Here is a 19,762-nt window from a genome sequence, read left to right on the forward strand (position 1 = left end):
TGCGGGAACCGCATTACGGCACGCGCAGCCGTTCCTACACTCCGTTCACGCAATGAAAGCCGAGCCGAATCACCGGCCGGCGTCGTGCGAAAGGCCACGGATTCGGTGTTCTCCGATTCCGGCAAGAGACCTCACTGGACGGAGCACCATGAAAAAGAATCGCCTTACCGCAACCATCCTGGCAGGCATGCTGCTGGGTATCGCCATGGGCTATGCGTGCCACAAGCTCGCACCCGACGCCAATGCCGCCAAAGCCATCGCCGGCTATTTCTCCATCATCACGGACATCTTCCTGCGGCTGATCAAGATGATCATCGCGCCACTGGTGTTCGCTACGCTCGTTTCGGGCCTGGCCGGCATGGACGGCACGCAGGCCGTACGCCGCATCGGTTTGCGTTCAGTGACGTGGTTCGTTTGTGCGTCGCTCATCTCGCTCGCGCTCGGGCTGGTGCTGGCCAACGTGCTGCAGCCGGGCGCGGGGCTGAACATGACGCCCAACGCCGCCGACGTAGCTACCGGCCTGAACACCGCCGGCCTGAACTTCAAGGACTTCATCACCCACGCATTCCCCACCAGCGTGCTGGATGCCATGGCACGCAACGACATCCTGCAGATCCTGGTGTTCTCGGTGTTCTTTGGCGTGGTGCTGGGCGTGCTCAAAGGCGACGAGCGTGTCTTGCCGCTGTCGCGCGCCATCGACGCCCTGGTGCCGGCCATGCTCAAGCTGACCGACTACGTGATGGCGCTGGCACCGATCGGCGTGTTCGGTGCGATTGCCTCGGCCATTACGTTGCACGGGCTGGATGTGCTGACGACGTACGGCAAGCTGGTCGGCAGCTTCTACCTGGGGCTCGCGCTGCTGCTCGCCATCCTCATCGGCATCGGCCACCTCTTCCTCGGGCGCCAGACGTGGGCGTTGCTCAAGGCCATTCGCGAGCCCGCCATGCTGGCGTTCTCCACGGCCAGCAGTGAAGCGGCCTACCCGCGCCTGACGGAAAAGCTCGAGGCCTTCGGCGTCGACAAGAAGGTCGTGGGTTTCACCCTGCCGCTGGGCTATGCGTTCAACCTCGATGGGTCGATGATGTACCAGGCATTTGCGGCACTCTTCATCGCACAGGCGTTCGGTGTAGAGATGCCGCTGTCGCAGCAGATCCTGATGCTGCTCGTGCTGATGATAAGCAGCAAGGGCATGGCAGGCGTGGCGCGTGGCTCGGTGGTGGTGGTGGCAGCGGTGGCACCGATGTTCCATCTGCCGCCCTCGGGCGTGGTGCTGATTTTGGCCATCGACCAGATCTTGGACATGGGCCGCACTGCCACCAACGTGGTCGGCAACAGCATCGCCACCACGGCCATCGCGAAGTGGGAAACACGCCGGGCCGCGCGCGAGCAGGCACAAGGTTTCAGTGACCTCTCCAGCGTTCCCGGTATTTCAGGCGAAGTGAAATGACAACACCGCATCCCCGTCGCTCGCTGGGCGTGATCGGCGGGCTCGGCGCGCTGGCCAGCGCAGACGTGTTCTTCAAGCTGATCCAGTCCACGCCGGCCAGCACCGACGCCGAGCATCTGGACATCGTGTTCGAGCAGCATCCGTTTTCTCAGGCGGGCCAGACCACGGCAGCCACCACGGAGCGCAAGCTCTACATCTTCGATCTGATCCGCGATTTCCAGCGGCGCGGCATCGGGGAGGTGGTGCTGCCCTGCTTCCTGAGCCACACGTTCATCGATGAGCTGACCGCCAATTCACCGCTGCCGATCATCGACATGATGGCGGGACTGCGCAGCCACGTGCGGCGCAAGTTTCCGGCTGCGCGCCGCATCGGCGTACTGGCCTCGGACACCACGCGCAACAAGCGTTTGTTCGAGCGCCACTTCAACGCGCCGGAGTTCGACATCGTCCACCCGCGTGTGAACAACATCGACCGCGTGACCGAAGCGGTCTACGCCCCCGACGGCATCAAAAGCGGCAACCTGCGCGGGCGCCCCATCACGCTCCTGCGTGAAGCCTGCGCCGATCTTGTTGCCCAGGGCGTCGACCTGATCCTGCCGGGGCTGACCGAGATCGCCCTGGTGCTCGACAAGCTTGGCCCGCTGCCAGTGCCCATCGTCGATTCCAACCTGGCCTACGCGCAGTACGTGGTGTCGGGGCAGCACGATGCGCCCGGCAAACTGTTCAAGGTGGGCGTGGTGGGCGGCGTGGGGCCGGCTGCCACGGTCGACTTCATGCAGAAGATCGTGCGCAACACGCCTGCCACGCGCGATCAGGACCACATCAAGCTGCTGGTCGAACAAAACCCGCAGATTCCTGACCGCACCGAAAACCTCATTGGCGAAGGCCCGGACCCGACCATCTCGCTGTATGCCACGTGCCGCAAGCTGGAGGCCGGAGACGCCGACATCATTGCCATCCCGTGCAACACGGCGCATGCGTACGTCGAGCGTGTGCAGCCGTATCTCGGCATCCCGATCGTCAACATGCTGACTGTCACGGCTGAGCAGATCCGCAGCACGTTTCCGGACCTACGCAAGGTCGGCCTGCTGGCAACCTCCGGGACGGTGGCCAGCGGTGTGTACCGCAAGGCGCTGGAAGCGGCAGGCCTCGAACAGGTGGTGCCCAGCGCCGAGCGGCAAGCCGGCGTGATGAATGCCATCTACGGCCCCCAGGGCGTGAAGGCAGGCTTTACCACAGGCGCCTGCGTTGACGATCTGTTGGCCGCCATCGACGAGTTGGCCGCAAGCGGCGTCGAGGTGGTGATTCTCGGCTGCACAGAACTGCCCCTGCTGCTGCCGCAAGCCACTGTCAACACATCGGAAGGCCGTGCCGTCACGCTGATCGACCCGACCGATGTCCTGGCGCGGCATTGCGTTGCGCGCGCCCTCGCCCACCCAGTTCCATCGCATTCCAACGCTTCACTGCAAACGACATGACCCACCGTATCGAACACGACCTGCTCGGCGACCGAGAAATCCCCAGCGATGCCTACTACGGCGTCCACACGCTGCGCGCGCTGGAGAACTTTCCAATTACCGGAACGCCCATCTCCGCCTATCCGCAGTTGCTCAATGCACTGGCCAGCGTGAAAGCTGCCGCAGCGCTCGCCAATCATGAGCTGGGGCTGCTGGACAGCCTGCATGCCAATGCCATCGTCCATGCATGCGAGCGCGTGCGTGCGGGCGAGGCGCACGCGCATTTCGTCGTCGACGTCATCCAGGGCGGCGCGGGCACTTCCACCAACATGAACGCCAACGAGGTCATCGCCAACCTGGCGCTGGAGTTGCTTGGCCATGCGCGCGGCGATTACCAGCATCTGCACCCGAACGAGCACGTCAACCTCAGCCAGAGCACGAACGACGTCTACCCGACCGCCCTGCGGATTGCCGCTTACGAAGGCGTGCTGACCCTGATCGATGCCATGGGCGTGTTGCGCAAGGCATTCGAGCGCAAGGCCGAGGCGTTTCGTGGCGTGCTCAAGATGGGCCGCACGCAGCTCCAGGACGCCGTGCCGATGACGCTCGGCCAGGAGTTCAGCGCCTATGCCGTCATGCTGGGCGAAGACCAGCAGCGCCTGGCCGAAGCCGCCGCACTGATGTGCGAGATCAACCTCGGCGCCACGGCCATCGGCACCGGTATCAACACGCATCCGGACTATGCGGCCGCCGTCTGCCGGCATCTGGCAAAGATCACGGGCATTCCGCTGGTGACGTCGCACAACCTGGTGGAAGCCACGCAGGATGTGGGCGCGTTCGTTCAGCTCTCGGGCGTGCTCAAGCGGACGGCGGTCAAGCTATCGAAGACCTGCAACGACCTGCGCCTGCTCTCCAGCGGCCCGCGCGCAGGGCTGGGCGAAATCAACCTGCCGCCCATGCAGGCGGGGTCGAGCATCATGCCCGGCAAGGTGAATCCGGTGATTCCGGAAGTCGTCAATCAGATCGCATTCGAGGTCATCGGCAATGACCTGACCATCACCTTTGCCGCCGAAGCGGGGCAACTTCAGCTCAATGCCTTCGAGCCCATCATCGCGCACAGCCTGTTCAAGAGCGTCTCGCACCTGCGCAACGGGTGCCTGGCGCTGGCGGAAAAGTGCGTCGACGGCATTACCGCCAACGAGGCGCACCTGCGCGCCAATGTCGAGCATTCGATCGGCATCGTCACCGCGCTCAACCCGCACATCGGCTATGCGAATGCGACAGCGATCGCGCAGGAGGCGCTCGTCAGCGGCACCAGCGTGTATCAGCTCGTGCTGGACAAGCGCCTGCTCAGCCGCGAGGCGCTGGATGAGATTCTGCAGCCGGAGATGCTGGCCCAGCCACGTGCAGTGACAGCGGTGGCTCCCAGTGCCGCTTGATTGAAGAGGCGGCGAAAGGAAACAGGTTCTGTCAAACGAAGGCGTAAAGCTTCACCGGATTGGCAACAAAGATCATCTGCTGCCAATCCGCACGTCCGATCCATGCGGCAATCGTATCCACCAGCGCGGCATCATCGGGCTTGTGCATCTTCTCGGTCGGATGTGGCCAGTCAGTGCCCCAGAGCATCCGCTCGGGCGCCATGTTGATGAATGCCTTGGCGACGGGCTCTACGTCGGCATAGGCCGGTGCACCGGTCTTGGTATCGACGTATGGGCCGGACAGCGTGATCCACGTGTTTCCCTTGTCGACCAGGCGTTGCGCTGTGCGCATCGCGTCGGACTGCATGCCTCCTGGCTGCGGCACATGGGCAATGTGGTCGATGACAAGCGGACATGGCAGCGCAAGCAGATGCGACTCGAGCGCGGGCAGCTTCGCGCCTTGCACGACAAGCTCGATATGCCACCCAAGTGCGCCGATGCGTGACGCCAGCGGGGCAAGCATGTCGACTGTGGTGGCGCCCGGATAGCTCAGGTTGAAGCGGATGGCTCGCACACCTGCTGCGTGCATCTGCGCAAGCTGGGCATCCGTCACAGAGGTATCGACTACCGCGACACCGCGCGCATTTGCCCCGAAACGCTTCAGCGCATCCAGTGTGCAGCGGTTGTCCGTTCCGTACGTCGACGGCGTGACGACCACGTTGCGCTGCACGCCCAAGCGCGCCTGCACCTTGCGGTACTGCTCGATGCTTGCGTTGGGCGGTCGTAGCGTGCTGCCCGGGGCGCTGGGGAAACGGTCATCGTAGATGTGCATATGGCAATCCACCGCGCCGGCCGGCAGCTTGAACGTCGGCGGGGCGCTACCGGTGGACCACAACTCTTCTGCTTCGGTAAGCGTTGGAACAGCGGCCGCCACGGCGCCCAGCCCCGCGATCTGCAGGAATTGCCTTCTGTTGAGGGCGCGCATGGTCAGGCGGTCTCCGTCTTGTTCAGCACCTGCGCTTCGGGCTTCGCGCGACTCAGCAGCAGCAACGTCGTCACGCTCACCAGCGTCAGCAGCGCCAACGGCATCAGCGCCAGTGCATAGCTGCCGGTGGCCTGCTTGACCCAGCCGTACACGTTCACCATCAGGCCGCCGCCGATGAGGTTGGCAATCGCATTGATGGTGGCGAGCCCCGCAGCGGCTGCACTGTTCGAGAGCATGCCGGAGGCCAGCGCCCAGAATGGCCCCTTGAACGAATAGGCCCCCACCAGCACCGCGCACAGCATCACCATGGTCGGCACGAGCGACCCGCTGAGCGACGTGCCGAACAGGCCGAGGCCGATCAGCAGCATGGGAATGGCGGTGTGCCAGCGGCGCTCCTTGAGGCGGTCCGAGCGGCGGCCCCAGAACACCATCAGCACCGAAGCCACTGCATACGGCACAGAGTTCAGCAGCCCCGTCTGCATGACGGTCAAGCCAAACGATTTGAGAAGCTGCGGCTGCCACACCGACAGCGTGCTGCCGGCGGCCGACGCACACACGTCCACCAGCGCGAGGCACAGCACGTAGCGATTACAGAACAGCTTGGCAAGCGGCATCTGCGCAACCTTCTTGGGCCCACGCGCTTCACCAGCCAGCGTGTTCGTGAGCCACTGGCGCTCGTCACTCGACAGCCACTTGGCTTCTTCGGGCCGATCGGTCAGCAGGCGCAGGCACGCGATGCCGAGCAGCACCGTGGGAATGCCTTCAAGGATGAACAGCCAATGCCAACCGCGCAGGCCGGCTAACCCATCCATCTGCAGCAGCGCAGCGGAGATGGGCGAGCCGATGAAGCTCGCTGCCGGAATCGCGACCATGAACGTCGCCACGATGCGGGCACGGTGCGTTGCCGGAATCCAATACGACAGATACAGCAGCACGCCGGGAAAGAACCCGGCCTCCGCCGCGCCCAGCAGGAAGCGCAGCGCATAGAACGAGGCCGGGCCTTGCACCAGTGCCGTCGCGGCCGAGATCAGCCCCCACGTGATCATGATCCGCGCAATCCAGATGCGCGCGCCGTAGCGTTGCAGCGCAAGATTGCTCGGCACCTCGAAGAAGAAGTACGACACGAAGAAGAGGCTGCTGCCAAACCCGAACACGCGGGCCGTCAGCCCGAGGTCATGATTCATCTGCAGCGAGGCCATGCCCACGTTGCCGCGGTCGATGAAGGCCAGCAGGTAGCAGAGCATGAGAAATGGAACGAGCCGCCAGACCACCTTGCTCAGGGTCTGCTTTTCAAGATCAGTTACATCAGTGATGCCAGCTTGTTGCATACAGGTCTCCGGATGCCAATGGGCGCTCTCTACGGGCCCTCTGAGGCGAAATCAGTGGTGGAACGACAGGGGATCACCCAAGCGTCTTGCCGCGGGTTTCGGGGGCAAGAAGAACGACAATCGCAGCGGCCGTAAACGCCACGATCGTGGTAGACAACCCGAGGACAAAGCCACCCGATGTCGAAGCGAGCGCACCAATCAACAGCGGCGCAATGAACCCACCGAGTCGTCCGCCGTTATAGGCCAGCCCCATGAGGAACCCTCGCGAGGTCGTGTTCCCGATGATCTCTGCCAGAAACGGGCCCGATCCGGCAAAGATGCCGTTCACACCAAATCCGGTCAGGAAAATCGCCACCATCAACAGCAACGGATTCGACGACAGAATATAGACACCCACGGCTGCGGCCCCCACGAGCAGGTAGGCAATGAACATCGGTCGGCGGCCCACCCGGTCCACCAGTGCGGAAAACAGCAAGAAACCTGCGATGGCACCGAACTGCAGCGCGAGCACGAACTTCAGGCTGTGCACGAAATCCAGATGCTTGACGGTGATCAGGAAGGTCGGTGTCCAGGTAAAGACACCCCAGTACAGGTACTGCAGAAAGAAGATGAAGAAAAACGCCGTCAACAACCCGCGAACGTTCAGGCTTGCCGGAGTTGTGTGCGCCCGACTCGCCCGGGTTGCGGTAAGCGCCGTCTTGCCTTGACGTTCAAGCCAGATCGGCGACTCGGGCGTGCGGCGGGCCACCCAGTACAGGATAAAGAATGGCAGCGCTCCAATGAGAAAGAGCACGCGCCATCCATTGCCGGCCAAACCATCATTCAGGTTACTGACCAGCCCCGCCGCGCTGATTGCAATGATTGCGCCGATGGGCAGGCCCATCTGCATCAATGCCCCACCCTTGCCACGGCGGCTCGCATGCCACGTCTCGGCGATCAGGGCAGCGCCAGCGGTCCACATCCCGCCCATTCCCAAGGCTCCACATAGACGCAAAGCCGCAAACCAGTGCTCGTTCGGCGCGGCGGCGAGCAAGCCAGAGAACAGCGAATAGATGCCGATGCAGAGCATCGCGGTCCGAACCCTTCCGATACGGTCAGACACGTAACCGAAGAAGATGCCACCGATGATCTGCCCAGCCGCCGTGATGCTGGTAAAGAGGCCCAGTTGCGTCTTGCTCAGGCCAAACTGCAGCGCCAGCGTCGGCAACAGTAACGAGAGAAGAAAAGAGTCATAGCTCTCGAACGTCCAGCCCAGCCCAGCCAATGACAGCGAACGCCACTCCGCGCCGGTAATCCGCCGCGCGTCCTCTGACTGGCGGCTTGCCATGTTCTCCGCCTGTGCATCGGCACTGACAACCTTCATGTTTTGTCTCCTGGTACGTGTAATCCGTACGTCAATGCAGCCGTACGACTGAACAGCGCGGCCCGCTCGTCAGGCGACGCTGCTCCGGCCAATCGCTTGAAGGCATTCCAAAGCACCGCGTAGCTGAACATCCCCTTATCGACCGGAAAATTGCTTTCGAACATGCACCGGTCTGCGCCGAAGAGTTCGACACAGGTCTCGAAGTACGGCCTCCACGCGGCTGCGAGCATCTCCGATGCGGGGGCTTGTTCATGAGACGCAAAATCGAAGCCGAACACGGTCATGCCCGCACCGCCGAGTTTCATCCGCGTGTTGGGCAGACTTGCCAGCCGGGTCAGTGCCTTGCGCCAGTCTTGAAATACAGCGGCGGATTGCCCAGCGTACGGGCCGACGCCAATCGGCCCACCAAAGTGGTCGATGACGATCGTGACCCCTGGCATCGCACTCGCCAGCTCGAACAACGCGTCGAGCTGTGTGTGATAGACCCAGGCATCGAGCGACAGGCGGTAGCGTTCCAGCGCTCTGACACCTTCCCGGAACGGCCTGCTGAACATCAGGTCCGGCGGCGGGGTTACCGGGCTGGAGCGCACCGCATCGCTTACGTGCCATGCAAGCGGATTGCGAATGCCGCGCAATCGCCCACCAGAGACTTCAAGCATGGCTTCCAGCACAGGGATAACGTCTCGTCCCAATGAGAGATCCGCTCCTCCAACGATTGCCTCACAACCGCGTGCTGGCCCATAAGCATCGCTGGCAAACATGGCAGCAACCCCGTTGGCAAACTCGACCTCACCCACCGGCCGCATGGCGACAGGACCGTCGCTCCGCAGCATCGACCTGCATTGCACATAGACCGTCGAAATGACCCGATGGCCGCTGCTCACGTCTTGCTGCAGTTCTTCGGTCAGATAGCGGCCGGTCTGCCGATCCCACAGATGGTGATGCGCATCGATGATCGGCAGCTCAGGCAGCAGAACCGCTTCCTGACGGGTGGCGAGCCACGCTTGCCTGATAGGCAGATGCGGCGCATGGACGATTTGCACGGGCTTTCTCGATGAGGATGAAGTCAACCGGGCTGGAGGTGTTGCGTCAGCGGATCGCGTCGGCTTCACCGGCATCGGCGCCCGGGTCGCCCAGCCAGGCAATCGACAGCGCACCGATGAGCAACACAGCCGACACCGCCAGCAGCGGCGCAGTAAAGCCATGCGAGAACTGCTTGATGGCACCGATCATCGAGGGGCCGACAAAGCCGCCGAGGTTGCCCACGGAAACGATCAGCGCCAGGCCGCCCGCGGCCGCACGGCCCGTAAGGAACGTGGACGGAATCGCCCAGAACGTGGCCTGGAACGCCAGGATGCCGCTCACCGTCAGGCACAGCGCCAGCAGCTTGAGCGCCGGTGCATCCACGGCTGTGCTGGCCGCCAGCGCTACCGCTGCAACCACCAGCGCACCCGCCACATACGGGATGCGGTTCTGCGCCCGGTTTGCCACACGCGCCCACCAAAGCATGGCCACCGCACCCACGGCATACGGGATGGCCGTCAGCCAGCCGACCACGGTGTGCTCGACGCCAAACTGCTTGATGATCTGCGGCATCCAGAGGCCCACGCCGATGGAGCCGACGATGCCGCAGAAGTTGATGAACGCCAGCACGAAGACGCGCCAATTGGTCATGGCACCGCGCAGTGTCGCGCCGTGCTTGCTGGCGATGTCGCGTTGCTCCAGCGCCAGGCGGCGCGCAAGGACGGCCTTCTCATCGTCGGTAAGCCATGTCGCCTTCTCCGGCCGATCCGCCAGCACGAACAGGCACGCGATACCGAGCAGCACCGCCGGCAGCCCTTCGATCAGCAGCAACCATTGCCAGCTGCGCAGCCCATGCAGGCCACCGAGTTCGAGCAGCGCGCCGGAAATGGGGGAGCCGATCATGTTCGCCACCGGAATGCCGACCAGGAAGGCAGCCGTCACTTTGGCGCGCCACTTGCCCGGAAACCAATGCGTGAAGTACAGGTAGATGCCCGGCGTGAAGCCCGCTTCGGCAAGACCCAGCAGAAAGCGCGCCGCCGCAAAACTCTTGGGCCCGACCACGAACGCCGTAGCCATCGAGAAGATGCCCCACGTGATCATGATCCGCGCGATCCAGATGCGCGCACCCACCTTCTGCATGATGAGGTTGCTCGGGATCTCGAACAGGAAATACCCAATGAAGAACAGCCCTGCCCCGAACCCGAACTGTTCGGCCGTCAGGCCAATGTCCTTGTTCATGGTGAGCGCGGCAAACCCCACGTTGGTGCGATCAAGATAGCTGATCACATAGCAGGCAAAGATGAACGGCAGGATGCGGCGGAACGCCTTGGCCAGCGTGCGTTCGCTCGCCTGGTAGTCCGCATCGGGCAGCGTGGCGGCGGAGCGCACATCCGCGCCATGCCCTGGCGTGGTGGCACTCAAGGTCTGGGACATTTGCATGGTCTCCTCCATCGCGCTTCTATGAGCGCTAGGGGTTGTGTATCGATGATCTGTGGCTAGGGCGTGGCTTTTGTCTGCTTTGCCCGATGCGGCTGCGGGCCGGCGATGTCCATCTCTGTCTTGAGCACCGTGCCGGACACCGATTCGGTCATGAACAGCGTCTTCATTTCACGGCCACCGAAGCACAGGTTCGTGAGCGATGCACCTTCGGGACTGGTCACGACCACATCTGGCTCCGCGCGGTGGTTCAGCACCCAGACGCGACCGAGCCCGGGGTTGGCCACGAACAGCCGCCCCGCCGTGTCGATCGTCAAACCATCCGGGCCGCTCGGGCCGTACGACGTGAAGAACTGTCCGACCTTGCTGACGGAGCCATCGGCCTGTAACGGCACACGCCACACGCAGTTGCCGCGCGTCATGGCGACGTACAGCACCTTCTCGTCGGGCGACAGCACAAGCCCGTTGGGACTGGGGCAATTGCCGAGCAGCATGTCGAGCCTGCCCTCGGGCGAGAGCCGATAGACGCGCCCCGTCGGGTCTTGCAGCCCAGTCTGTCCCTGGTCGGTGAAGTACAGGTTGCCGTGCGAGTCGAACGTCAGGTCATTCACGCCCTTGAAGCGCTCCGAGTTGCGGCGCTCCAGATACGGCGCGACTTCGCCGCGCTTGATGTCGAGCAGCATCAGCCCGTTGCGGTAGTCGGTGATGAGCAGGTGCGCATCGTCGACGAACTTCATGCCGTTGGGCTCGCCGTCGTATTCGGTCACCAGTTCCCAATCGCCTGCCATCGAGATGCGGAAGACGCGGCCGTGCGGGATATCCGTCACGTACAGATGACCGTGACCGCGGCCGTCCGGACACCACACCGGTCCTTCGAGAAAGGAATCGGTGGCTTGCCCCCCGCGATTGGCGCGTGCCCATTCCGTCTGGACATCGGGCTTGCGAAACTTGGCCGGCATGCGCGTGAAGACTTCGGCTTCACGCACCACGGGTGGCGAGAGCAGGAACATGGACATCACGCCGCCGTGCGGGCACGTTCCTCGATCACTTCGAGCACATTGGCCGCCGCGCCTTTGCCCATGTTCACGTAGGCCGCGTCGCTCACGCCGCCGATGTGCGGCGACAGGATGATGTTCGCAACGCCCTGGAACGGATGCGGCGTGGTCATCGGCTCCACGTCAAAACTGTCGAGCCCTGCTGCACGGAGTTGGCCACTGGCCAGCGCTTCCACCAGCGCTGGTTCGTCGATGAGGCCGCCGCGCGCCGTGTTGACCAGAATCGCACCGGGCTTGAAGCAGTTGAACGCGTCACGGTTCAGCATCTTGCGGTTCTCGGCCGTCAACGGGCAGTGCAGCGACACCACATCGGACTGTGCGTACAACTCGCCCAGGCTCACCAGCTTGACGCCTGCGGGCGCCTCCTTGGCGTACGGGTCGAATGCGACAACGTGCATACCGAACGCCAGCCCGATCGCGGCGGCCCGGCGCCCGATCGCGCCCAAGCCGACCAAGCCAAGCGTGCGGCCATCCAGCTCGACCGACTTGTGCGTCGCTTTATCCCAATGCCCGGCATGCATGCGCACGTCGAGATGCGGGACAGACTTCGCACACGCCAGGATCAGTGCCCACGCATGCTCGGCCACGGCGGCGGCATTGGCCCCCACTGCTGCACGCACCGCGATGCCACGCGCCGCGGCGGCATCCTGATCGATGACGTCGATACCACTGCCATGCTTGGAGATCACCTGCAGGTTACCGGCCGCGGCATCCATGATGCGGGCGTTGATCTTGCCGTAGCGCACGATGATCGCCACCGGCTTGTGCCGTGCGCAGAGCGCGACGATGTCGTCTTCGGTGGGTTGCTTGCCGGCAAACACGACTTCGAAATCGCCCAGCATCTCCAATGCTTGCGGTGCCAGGTCAGCCGCCGTGACGAGCAGGACAGGCTTGGTTGCAGTCGTGCTCATTACAGTGCCTCACCTTCTGCCAGCATGCCCGCGGCGCGCAGTTCTTTCTCGAGCCAGCCCGGGCGCGTATCGCCCTTGCGGATCGCTGCAATGCGGGCCGCTTCGGCGTCCACCTTTTTCTGTGCGAGCACGAGGATGCGCTCAACGTCGGCACGCGGGATCACGACCACGCCATCCGCGTCGCCCACCACCAGGTCACCCGGGTGGACCGTCGCGCCGGCGGCGGACACGGGCAGATTTACGCGCCCAGCCACGCTCTTGGTCGGCCCGCACGGGTTCAAGCCGGCAGAAAAGATCGGGAACGTGCCGTGCGCCAGCTCGTGCGAATCGCGCACGGCCCCATCGATGACAAATCCGGCGATGCCGGTTGCCTGCGCCTGCGTGGCCATGATTTCGCCGATCAGCGCACAACTCTGGTCGCCCTTGCCGTCCACCACGATCACATCGCCGGGCTTGGCGACCGCCAGCGCGGCATGGATGGCGAGGTTGTCGCCGGGGCGAACCTCCACCGTTACGGCCGGCCCGGCCACTTTCATGGTCGGCGCGAGCGGTTTGACGCGACAGTTCAAGGTGCCGCGGCGGCCGGCAACGTCGGCCAGGATGGCGGCCTGGAAGCGGGCGGCAGCCTCGACCAGCGCGGGCGAAACGCGCTCGATATCGCGAACGATGGCGGAAGAGTTGTGCGAAAGGGTACTCATAAAAACCTGCCTCAGACTATGATGTTTTACTGTGTAAAACTGTGGTGTACTCAGTGAAATCACTATAGCCACCGCAGGCGGGTCGATCCACTAGCGTTTACCCTTCCGCCAGATACAACGGCGTTGTACATAGTACAATCGTGCCATTCGGAGTTCGGGGATTCGGAAATGGGAAATGACGGCGTTGCCGCAGTAGAAAAGGCGTTGGCCTTGCTGGATTGCTTCAAGCCGGGGGCGGAAGCGCTGTCACTCGCGACCTTGGCGCAAGCGTCGGGCATGCACAAGACCACGGTGTATCGGCTGATGAACTCACTGGAGCGCATGAGCTATGTCATCCGCTCCGAGTCCGGCGCGTACTCGCTCGGGCCGCGCCTGCTGTATCTCGGCAAGCTGTACGAGCAGTCGTTCCACTTGTCGTCCGTGGTGGAGCCGGTACTGCACGCCCTGGCGGCGGCCACGCGAGAGAGCGCATCGTACTACGTCATCGATCACGGCCGGCGGCTTTGCCTGTTCCGCGCCGAGCCCTCGGAAGGCCTGCGCGAGACCCGTCTGCCTGGCACGTCGCTGCCACTGGACGACACGGCCATCAGCCACGTGCTGCGTTATTGGGGGCTGGGTGAAGCGTTGTATGACGGCGTGCCCGAATTACCGCTGTTCACCTCCGGCGCGCGCGATCAGCACACGGCGGCGTTTGCCACGCCCATCTTCGGTTCCGGCGACAAGTTCATGGCCGCGCTGACGCTGTCGGGCGCAGCCTCCCGGCTGGAAGCGGCGCGCACCTCTGGGGATGTCGTCGCAAAGCAGTTGCAGGCGGCGTCCGAGCTGTCGCGCAAGCTCGGCGCAAGTGCGGCGTTGTGCGAACGCTTCTACGGTGTTTGATGTGAAGGCGCTGCCTCGGTAGGACGCTTTGCATGGCCAATGCGCTGCGCATGATAGATGCCGGTGTGGCCTGAGAAGAGATAGCTCACCACACACGCGATGCCGGCAAACGTGCCGACTTCAGGGCCGAAGAGTTCCATCGCCATCAAGGTCGACGCGATGGGCGTATTGGCGGCACCCGCAAACACCGCAACGAACCCAAGGCCGGCCAGCAGCGGAAACGGCAGCGGCAGCACATAACCCAACGCATTGCCCAACGTGGCACCGATGTAGAACAGCGGCGTGACTTCGCCACCCTTGAAACCCGAGGCCAGCGTCACGATGGTGAAGGCCGCCTTGCCGGCAAAGTCGTAGGCCGGAAGCGGGTTGTGGAACGCATCCACGATGACGGGAATGCCGAGGCCCAGGTATTTGTCTGTACCGAGCGCCAAGGTCGCAGCCACGACCACGCTGCCGCCCAGCACGGGGCGCAGCGGGCCAAACGCAATGTGATGCTTCAACAGGCGGCCAAACCGATGCGTGAGCGCCGCGAACGTCATCCCCGTCAGACCGAAGATGATGCCGGCCACCACAACCAGGCCAATTGCGATTGGCGTGAGATGCGGCACAAACGGAATCGCGTACGGCGTGTGGTGTACGCCCAGCAGCGGCGGCACCAAGTCGCCCACAATGGCCGCGATAAAACACGGCAGGATCGCGTCATAACGCAGACGCCCGATCGCAAGCACCTCCAGCCCGAACACAGCACCAGCCAGCGGCGTGCCGAACACCGATGCGAAACCGGCGCTGATGCCCGCCATCAGCAAGATGCGCCGGTCCGCCGGCGCCAGCGAGAACAGGCGCGTCAGGTAGTCCGCAAAGCTGCCGCCCATCTGGACAGCCGTGCCTTCACGCCCCGCTGAACCACCGAAGATGTGGGTGACGACGGTGCCCAGCAGGATGAGCGGCGCCATACGCTTGGGCACGACCCGCTTGGGGTCGTGGATCTCGTCGATCAGCAGATTGTTGCCGCCTTCCACCGAGCGCCCCGTGTAGTGATAGAGCAACCCAACGGCAAGCCCCGCCACGGGCAGGAACCACAGCAGCCACGGGTGGGCGGTGCGCGTGTTGGTCGCCCAATCGAGCGCCAGCAGCAGCACCGCAGAGCCTAAGCCGGCGAGCATGCCGACGAGCGAGCCCAGCGAGAGCCAGCGCAGCAGATACCCGAACATGAGCATCGGCTCGGAGCGTGTAAGCGTTTTCTTCATGATGACCAGATTCGAAGAACTCAAACCTGAGCGACAGAACGTCGTTTGGGCGTGTGCCTACAACTTCCTTCGTTCAGGAACTTGTAGGCATCATCAGCCGGTTTCGTGATCCGCAGACCGGCGGTTAAGGGAGGAATGCCATCTCCACAAGGTTGCGCATTGTGCCTGAAAGCGGCCTACGGGCACAAGCCGATCTGGCCTCGCGTGGCGTGCTGCCCACTGTCGCCTTACGGCTTGGCAAGCATCTCCTCGATGGCATGCTCGAACACACTCAGACCTTGCGCGCCAACGATCAGGCGGCCCTGCACCATGCCATCCACCACCCTGCCGACCACAAACGACGGGGTGCCGGAAATGCCCACGGAATGCGCGTACTGGCTATCCGCATTGATCTCAGGAAGATACTTGTTGTCCGCCATGCACTTCTGATACTGGCCGGCGTCGAGCCCCAGGTCTTGGGCGTATGAGGCCAGTGCAGCGGTGTCGATCCGGCTCTGGTTCTTGAACACCAGATCCTTCATTTCCCAATACTTGTTCTGATCGCCCGCGCAGCGCACCGACTGCGCCGCGTTGATCGCGAAGGGATGAAAGTCGAGCGGGACGTCTCGCAAGACGTAACGCATCTTGCCCGTATCGATGTATTTCTTCTTGAGTTCGGGAAACGTAGTGGCTTCAAAGCGCGCGCAGTACGGGCACTGGAAATCGGTAAAGGCGACCAACGTGATCGGCGCATTCGCCTTGCCCAACACATGCGTTGCCGGCGCCTTGACGGACAGCGTGCGTGCCGGCGCGGCATTGCCCGGCGCAGCGGGCGCCGCCTGCCGCGTCAGTAGCTGGTGGATCTCGCGCAACTCCTTGAGAATGGCCTCGCCTTGTTGCTGGGTCATGGGCGCGTCGGCATAGGCCGCGCACGAGAGGAGCGCGCTGGCGGCGCAAACGAGGATGGCTGACCAGAACTTCATGTCGTTCCTTGCATGGAGATGGATGGAGAACTCGCGGGTCAGTGGCAAAAGCCGGCCGTGCATACTCCGGATTGGCAGTCGGTCGACACCAGACAAGCCTGCCCTGCCGCGCAAGCGCCGCAGACACCGCCGCCGCAGTCGATTGCCGTCTCGCTACCGTTCTTCACGCCGTCAAAACAGCTTGCCGCTTGGCAGACGCCGGACGCACAGACGCCCGAAGTGCAATCGCTCGGCGCTGCGCAGTGCTGCCCCACCGCACATGCCGAACATGTGCCGCCACCACAGTCCGTGTCGGTCTCCTGACCGTCGCGCACGCCATCGGTGCAGGTGGGCGCCTGGCATGTGCCGCCCAGGCAGACATCCCCACCTGTACAGTCGGCAGTCGTCGTGCAAGCCGCGGCAACGCAGCCGCCGGAACTGCAGGCGAAGTTGGCGGGGCAGACCACGCCGCAACCGCCGCAGTTGTTCGAATCGGTTGCGGTATCGACGCACGCACCACTGCAAGCGCTATAACCCGACGCACACGAACAGGACACGGACACGTTCGTCACGTTGCCGCTGATGGTTCCTGATCCATTCACCACCGGGCAGCTCAGATTGGCGGGCTGGCTCGATACGGTCACAACGTACGGATTGCCGTAGGCCACCGCCGATGGAAACGTGAAGGCGCCGTTGACGCTGCGCGAGAGGCTGTCGCCGCCATTGTTCTTGAGCACGACCGTGCCGCTGCTCAAACCCGAGAGCGTTCCGCCCACGGTATAGGCGTTGGTTGTGCAGGTGACCGCAACGGTGCTGATGTCGCCCGTGCCCATGGTGCCGGCGCCGTTGGCAACGCTGCAGCTCTGCCCAGCCGGATTGGTCTGCACCGTGACTGAGAATCCGCCGCCTTCCGCCACAGGCGTAGCAAAAGCGAAAGCGCCGTTGGCGGAACGGCTCAGGCTGTCCGTGCCGTTGTTCTGCAGGACGACGGTGCCATTCAGCCCCGAAACCGAGCCGCCGACCTTGAATGCATTCGTTGCGCAGACCACCGACACGTTGCCGACATTGGCGGCCGAAACCGTACCGGCGCCATTGGTCACGGTGCACGTCTGGGTCGCCGGCTGCGTCGATACGGTGACGTGATACGCCGCGCCGTTGGATACGCTGGTCGCAAAGGTGAAGGTGCCGTTGGCGCCGATGGCGAGATCATCGGCCGCATTGTTCTGGAGCACCAAGGCGCCGGACAGGCCCGTCACCGATCCGCCAATGGAGTAGCCCTGCGCCGCAGGTGCCGTAGGCCCCGTAGGCCCAGTAGGTGCCGAAGGCCCCGTAGGCCCGGCAGAGGCCGCGCCGGTTGTGCTGCCTCCATCCCCTCCCCCGCAACCGGAAAGACCCAGGACGACACAGCAGGCCAGAAGCCTGCTTGAGAACTTTTTCGACACGCTCATTTGGAGCCCAGCGGGTGACCGCATTCAGAACGATGCCCGCGACGACATGCACGGCGCGCGGCAAGGCGACATCCCGCGTGCGGCTGCCCGCCGTTGGGGATGAACCACAAGGAAGCCATTGAAGTGAGGCCTGGAGAGGCTCGACAGACTGCGCCATGCGCCGCCAGAAGCAGCGCCTGGAGACACCTAACGCGTCAGCACTTGCGGCTGACGACGGTGGTGCCGCAGCGCATCGGACACGGTCGGGCGCATCTACTGAAGCAAGCCCGGTGTGGCTGCCCGGCCCTCGGCTTGGCGGAGGTGAGAGGAGCGGTCAGCCGCCCTTTCAACGCCCGCCTTCCCCCGTCTTCATTCGACTTCTTCTTATAGGCATGTGTAATTTTGTGGCATAGGCTACACATCCGACCCCACCGCTGCAAGGGATATTTGGAGGGGGATGGCACCGCTCCAGTGGGGGAGCCCGGGCCCGCGCGGGATTCATAAACAGGCCCGGTTGTCCAATCGCATTCACCAGTGTGCGCAATCGGGGGCGGATTGTTCAGCGTTGGGCGATCCGGCATGCTGCGCAGGCTAAGCTGCCGTCCGACTGCAACATCACAACATAGAGACCCGCCACAGGAGACACGCATGACCGCCAGCCTCATCTTCGACGATCGCCCGACCGATGCCGACACGCTGCTCGCGCGGGGTGCCGCCCTTGCCGGTGGGTTGCGCCGCATGGGTGTGCAGGAGGGCGACGTGATCGGGGTGCTGCTGCGCAATGCGCCCGCCTACATCGACGTGATGCACGCCTGCCGCATCGCCGGGTGCTACTTCTGCCCCATCAACTGGCACTTCACGCCGGCCGAGGTGGAATTTCTCGTGCGCGATTCGGGCGCCAAGGTGTTGATCGGCCATCGCGATCTCGTCGATGCGGTGGAACCGCTGCTGCCTGCCCATGTGCAGCTGTTGCGTGTGGACGCCGAAGGCACCGACCGTGCCGACGGCTATGCCAACTGGCTCGCGCTGCAGACGCCATACGACGGGCCGATGGTTTCTCCGCGCGGGCACATGGCCTATACGTCGGGCACCACGGGCCGGCCAAAGGGCGTGGTGCGTCAGGCCGTGCCGCTTGATCAGCTCGACGCGCATCTGCAAAAGGCGCGTGCCGTGGTGGCGGCCACGTTCGGTATCGTGCCCGGCTGCCGTGCGCTGGTGCCGGCGCCGCTGTATCACAGCGCGCCGAGTCTATTCGCGCAGCAAGCCGCGCAGATGGCGGAGCTGCTGGTGGTGAACGCGCGCTTTGATGCGCTGCGCGTGCTCGAGCAGATCGAGCGCTACCGCATCGACACCGTCTACCTCGTGCCCATCATGTACGTGCGCCTGCTCAAGCTGACCGACGAAGAACGCAGCCGCTACGACCTGTCTTCGTTGCGCTTCGTGGCCTCCACCGGCGCACCCTGCGCGCCGGAGATCAAGCGCAGGATGATCGACTGGCTCGGCCCCGTCATCTACGAAACCTATGCGTCGAGCGAGACCGGCATGATCACGGTGATGGACCCGCGCGACGCAGCCGCTCGCCCCGGCAGCGCCGGCCGCCCGGTGTGCGACGCGCAGGTGCGCATCCTGCACGACGACGGCACGCCATGCGACACGGGCGAGATCGGCCTGATCTACAGCCGCCAGCCCGCTTACCCAGACTTCACCTATCGCGGCAACGACGAGGCACGTCGCAAGGCCGAGCGCGATGGCCTCGTCACGCTGGGCGACATGGGCTACCTCGATGCCGACGGCTATCTGTATGTGTGCGACCGCGCGTCGGACATGGTCATCTCGGGCGGCGTGAACATCTACCCGGCCGAGATCGAACATGCGCTGCTGCGCCACCCCGATGTGGTCGACTGCGCTGTCTTTGGCGTGCCGGACGACGAATACGGCGAGCGCCTTGTCGCCGTGGTGCAGACCGAACGCGAAGACCTGCAAGCCGGGCCCGTGATCGAGTGGCTGCGCGGCCAGATTGCGGGCTTCAAGATCCCGCGCCACATCGAATTCACCGCAGCCCTGCCGCGCGATGACAACGGCAAGATCGCCAAACGCCGCCTGCGCGATGCGTGGTGGGGCGACCGGCAGCGGCGCGTTTGATCGC

Annotated in this window: 16 protein-coding genes and 1 riboswitch; of the genes, 5 read left to right on the forward strand and 11 right to left on the reverse strand. The window is 63.9% G+C overall.

The window, feature by feature from the left end; all coding sequences use genetic code 11:
- Positions 1-148: 148 nt before the first annotated feature.
- The 3 genes from ACTJK6_RS12605 to aspA are packed head-to-tail and all read left to right on the forward strand — an operon-like array spanning position 149 to position 4,343.
- Positions 149-1,447, forward strand: a complete 1,299-nt coding sequence (locus ACTJK6_RS12605) for a dicarboxylate/amino acid:cation symporter (RefSeq protein ID WP_440839211.1) — start codon at positions 149-151, stop codon at positions 1,445-1,447.
- Positions 1,444-2,925: an aspartate/glutamate racemase family protein gene (locus ACTJK6_RS12610; protein WP_440839212.1), complete on the forward strand. Its 1,482-nt coding sequence runs from the start codon at positions 1,444-1,446 to the stop codon at positions 2,923-2,925. The genes ACTJK6_RS12605 and ACTJK6_RS12610 overlap by 4 nt, the downstream gene beginning before the upstream one ends.
- The gene (gene aspA / locus ACTJK6_RS12615) at positions 2,922-4,343 is read left to right on the forward strand and encodes an aspartate ammonia-lyase (protein WP_440839213.1); all 1,422 of its coding nucleotides are present in this window, start codon (positions 2,922-2,924) and stop codon (positions 4,341-4,343) included. The genes ACTJK6_RS12610 and aspA overlap by 4 nt, the downstream gene beginning before the upstream one ends.
- Before the next feature lie 31 nt (positions 4,344-4,374).
- Here aspA and ACTJK6_RS12620 read toward each other — a convergent pair whose 3' ends face one another.
- From ACTJK6_RS12620 to ACTJK6_RS12655, 8 genes are all read right to left on the reverse strand, one after another.
- Positions 4,375-5,307: an amidohydrolase family protein gene (locus ACTJK6_RS12620; protein ID WP_440839214.1), complete on the reverse strand. Its 933-nt coding sequence runs from the start codon at positions 5,305-5,307 to the stop codon at positions 4,375-4,377.
- Between the two features lie 2 nt (positions 5,308-5,309).
- Positions 5,310-6,635: an MFS transporter gene (locus ACTJK6_RS12625; RefSeq protein WP_433867763.1), complete on the reverse strand. Its 1,326-nt coding sequence runs from the start codon at positions 6,633-6,635 to the stop codon at positions 5,310-5,312.
- Positions 6,636-6,708: 73 nt separating this feature from the next.
- The gene (locus ACTJK6_RS12630; protein WP_414563311.1) at positions 6,709-7,962 is read right to left on the reverse strand and encodes an MFS transporter; all 1,254 of its coding nucleotides are present in this window, start codon (positions 7,960-7,962) and stop codon (positions 6,709-6,711) included.
- Positions 7,963-7,994: 32 nt separating this feature from the next.
- Positions 7,995-9,041, reverse strand: a complete 1,047-nt coding sequence (locus tag ACTJK6_RS12635; protein ID WP_440839215.1) for an amidohydrolase family protein — start codon at positions 9,039-9,041, stop codon at positions 7,995-7,997.
- Positions 9,042-9,087: 46 nt separating this feature from the next.
- Complete coding sequence (locus tag ACTJK6_RS12640; RefSeq protein WP_414561638.1) at positions 9,088-10,455, reverse strand: MFS transporter; 1,368 nt, start codon at positions 10,453-10,455, stop codon at positions 9,088-9,090.
- Positions 10,456-10,517: 62 nt separating this feature from the next.
- Positions 10,518-11,468 carry an SMP-30/gluconolactonase/LRE family protein gene (locus ACTJK6_RS12645; RefSeq protein WP_440839324.1) on the reverse strand — a complete coding sequence of 317 codons (951 nt, stop codon included), beginning with the start codon at positions 11,466-11,468 and terminating at the stop codon, positions 10,518-10,520.
- A 5-nt stretch (positions 11,469-11,473) separates the two neighbouring features.
- A complete protein-coding gene (locus ACTJK6_RS12650; protein ID WP_440839216.1) occupies positions 11,474-12,424 on the reverse strand; it encodes an NAD(P)-dependent oxidoreductase in 951 nt (316 codons plus the stop codon).
- Positions 12,424-13,122, reverse strand: coding sequence for an RraA family protein (locus ACTJK6_RS12655; RefSeq protein WP_440839217.1), 699 nt, complete (start codon positions 13,120-13,122; stop codon positions 12,424-12,426). The genes ACTJK6_RS12650 and ACTJK6_RS12655 overlap by 1 nt, the downstream gene beginning before the upstream one ends.
- A 168-nt stretch (positions 13,123-13,290) precedes the next feature.
- Between ACTJK6_RS12655 and ACTJK6_RS12660 the strand changes: the two genes are divergently transcribed.
- The gene (locus ACTJK6_RS12660) at positions 13,291-14,001 is read left to right on the forward strand and encodes an IclR family transcriptional regulator (RefSeq protein WP_440839218.1); all 711 of its coding nucleotides are present in this window, start codon (positions 13,291-13,293) and stop codon (positions 13,999-14,001) included.
- Here ACTJK6_RS12660 and ACTJK6_RS12665 read toward each other — a convergent pair.
- The 3 genes from ACTJK6_RS12665 to ACTJK6_RS12675 all read right to left on the reverse strand — a co-directional run bounded on the left by ACTJK6_RS12665 (position 13,989) and on the right by ACTJK6_RS12675 (position 17,445).
- Positions 13,989-15,248: a voltage-gated chloride channel family protein gene (locus tag ACTJK6_RS12665; RefSeq protein WP_260801338.1), complete on the reverse strand. Its 1,260-nt coding sequence runs from the start codon at positions 15,246-15,248 to the stop codon at positions 13,989-13,991. The two genes, ACTJK6_RS12660 and ACTJK6_RS12665, sit on opposite strands and share 13 nt — an antisense overlap.
- Before the next feature lie 77 nt (positions 15,249-15,325).
- Positions 15,326-15,403: riboswitch (Fluoride riboswitch) on the reverse strand.
- Positions 15,404-15,475: 72 nt separating this feature from the next.
- Entirely contained in the window at positions 15,476-16,210 is a 735-nt protein-coding gene (locus ACTJK6_RS12670) for a DsbA family protein (RefSeq protein ID WP_260801337.1), read from the reverse strand.
- 38 nt (positions 16,211-16,248) lie between these two features.
- The gene (locus ACTJK6_RS12675; RefSeq protein ID WP_260801336.1) at positions 16,249-17,445 is read right to left on the reverse strand and encodes a hypothetical protein; all 1,197 of its coding nucleotides are present in this window, start codon (positions 17,443-17,445) and stop codon (positions 16,249-16,251) included.
- An 819-nt stretch (positions 17,446-18,264) separates the two neighbouring features.
- On the opposite strand from ACTJK6_RS12675, the gene ACTJK6_RS12680 reads away from it, so the two are divergent.
- Entirely contained in the window at positions 18,265-19,758 is a 1,494-nt protein-coding gene (locus ACTJK6_RS12680; RefSeq protein ID WP_440839220.1) for an acyl-CoA synthetase, read from the forward strand.
- Positions 19,759-19,762: the final 4 nt, after the last annotated feature.

Source organism: Ralstonia sp. 22086 (assembly GCF_052045975.1).
Classification (GTDB): Bacteria; Pseudomonadota; Gammaproteobacteria; order Burkholderiales; family Burkholderiaceae; genus Ralstonia; species Ralstonia wenshanensis.

What these genes read in the sequence shown, in the direction of transcription:
- ACTJK6_RS12605 (WP_440839211.1), top strand. Translation starts at nt 149, where the DNA reads ATGAAAAAGAATCGCCTTACCGCAACCATCCTGGCAGGCATGCTGCTG.
- ACTJK6_RS12610 (WP_440839212.1), top strand. Translation starts at nt 1,444, where the DNA reads ATGACAACACCGCATCCCCGTCGCTCGCTGGGCGTGATCGGCGGGCTC.
- aspA (WP_440839213.1), top strand. Translation starts at nt 2,922, where the DNA reads ATGACCCACCGTATCGAACACGACCTGCTCGGCGACCGAGAAATCCCC.
- ACTJK6_RS12620 (WP_440839214.1), bottom strand. Translation starts at nt 5,307, where the DNA reads ATGCGCGCCCTCAACAGAAGGCAATTCCTGCAGATCGCGGGGCTGGGC.
- ACTJK6_RS12625 (WP_433867763.1), bottom strand. Translation starts at nt 6,635, where the DNA reads ATGCAACAAGCTGGCATCACTGATGTAACTGATCTTGAAAAGCAGACC.
- ACTJK6_RS12630 (WP_414563311.1), bottom strand. Translation starts at nt 7,962, where the DNA reads ATGGCAAGCCGCCAGTCAGAGGACGCGCGGCGGATTACCGGCGCGGAG.
- ACTJK6_RS12640 (WP_414561638.1), bottom strand. Translation starts at nt 10,455, where the DNA reads ATGTCCCAGACCTTGAGTGCCACCACGCCAGGGCATGGCGCGGATGTG.
- ACTJK6_RS12645 (WP_440839324.1), bottom strand. Translation starts at nt 11,468, where the DNA reads ATGTTCCTGCTCTCGCCACCCGTGGTGCGTGAAGCCGAAGTCTTCACG.
- ACTJK6_RS12650 (WP_440839216.1), bottom strand. Translation starts at nt 12,424, where the DNA reads ATGAGCACGACTGCAACCAAGCCTGTCCTGCTCGTCACGGCGGCTGAC.
- ACTJK6_RS12655 (WP_440839217.1), bottom strand. Translation starts at nt 13,122, where the DNA reads ATGAGTACCCTTTCGCACAACTCTTCCGCCATCGTTCGCGATATCGAG.
- ACTJK6_RS12660 (WP_440839218.1), top strand. Translation starts at nt 13,291, where the DNA reads ATGGGAAATGACGGCGTTGCCGCAGTAGAAAAGGCGTTGGCCTTGCTG.
- ACTJK6_RS12665 (WP_260801338.1), bottom strand. Translation starts at nt 15,248, where the DNA reads ATGAAGAAAACGCTTACACGCTCCGAGCCGATGCTCATGTTCGGGTAT.
- ACTJK6_RS12670 (WP_260801337.1), bottom strand. Translation starts at nt 16,210, where the DNA reads ATGAAGTTCTGGTCAGCCATCCTCGTTTGCGCCGCCAGCGCGCTCCTC.
- ACTJK6_RS12680 (WP_440839220.1), top strand. Translation starts at nt 18,265, where the DNA reads ATGACCGCCAGCCTCATCTTCGACGATCGCCCGACCGATGCCGACACG.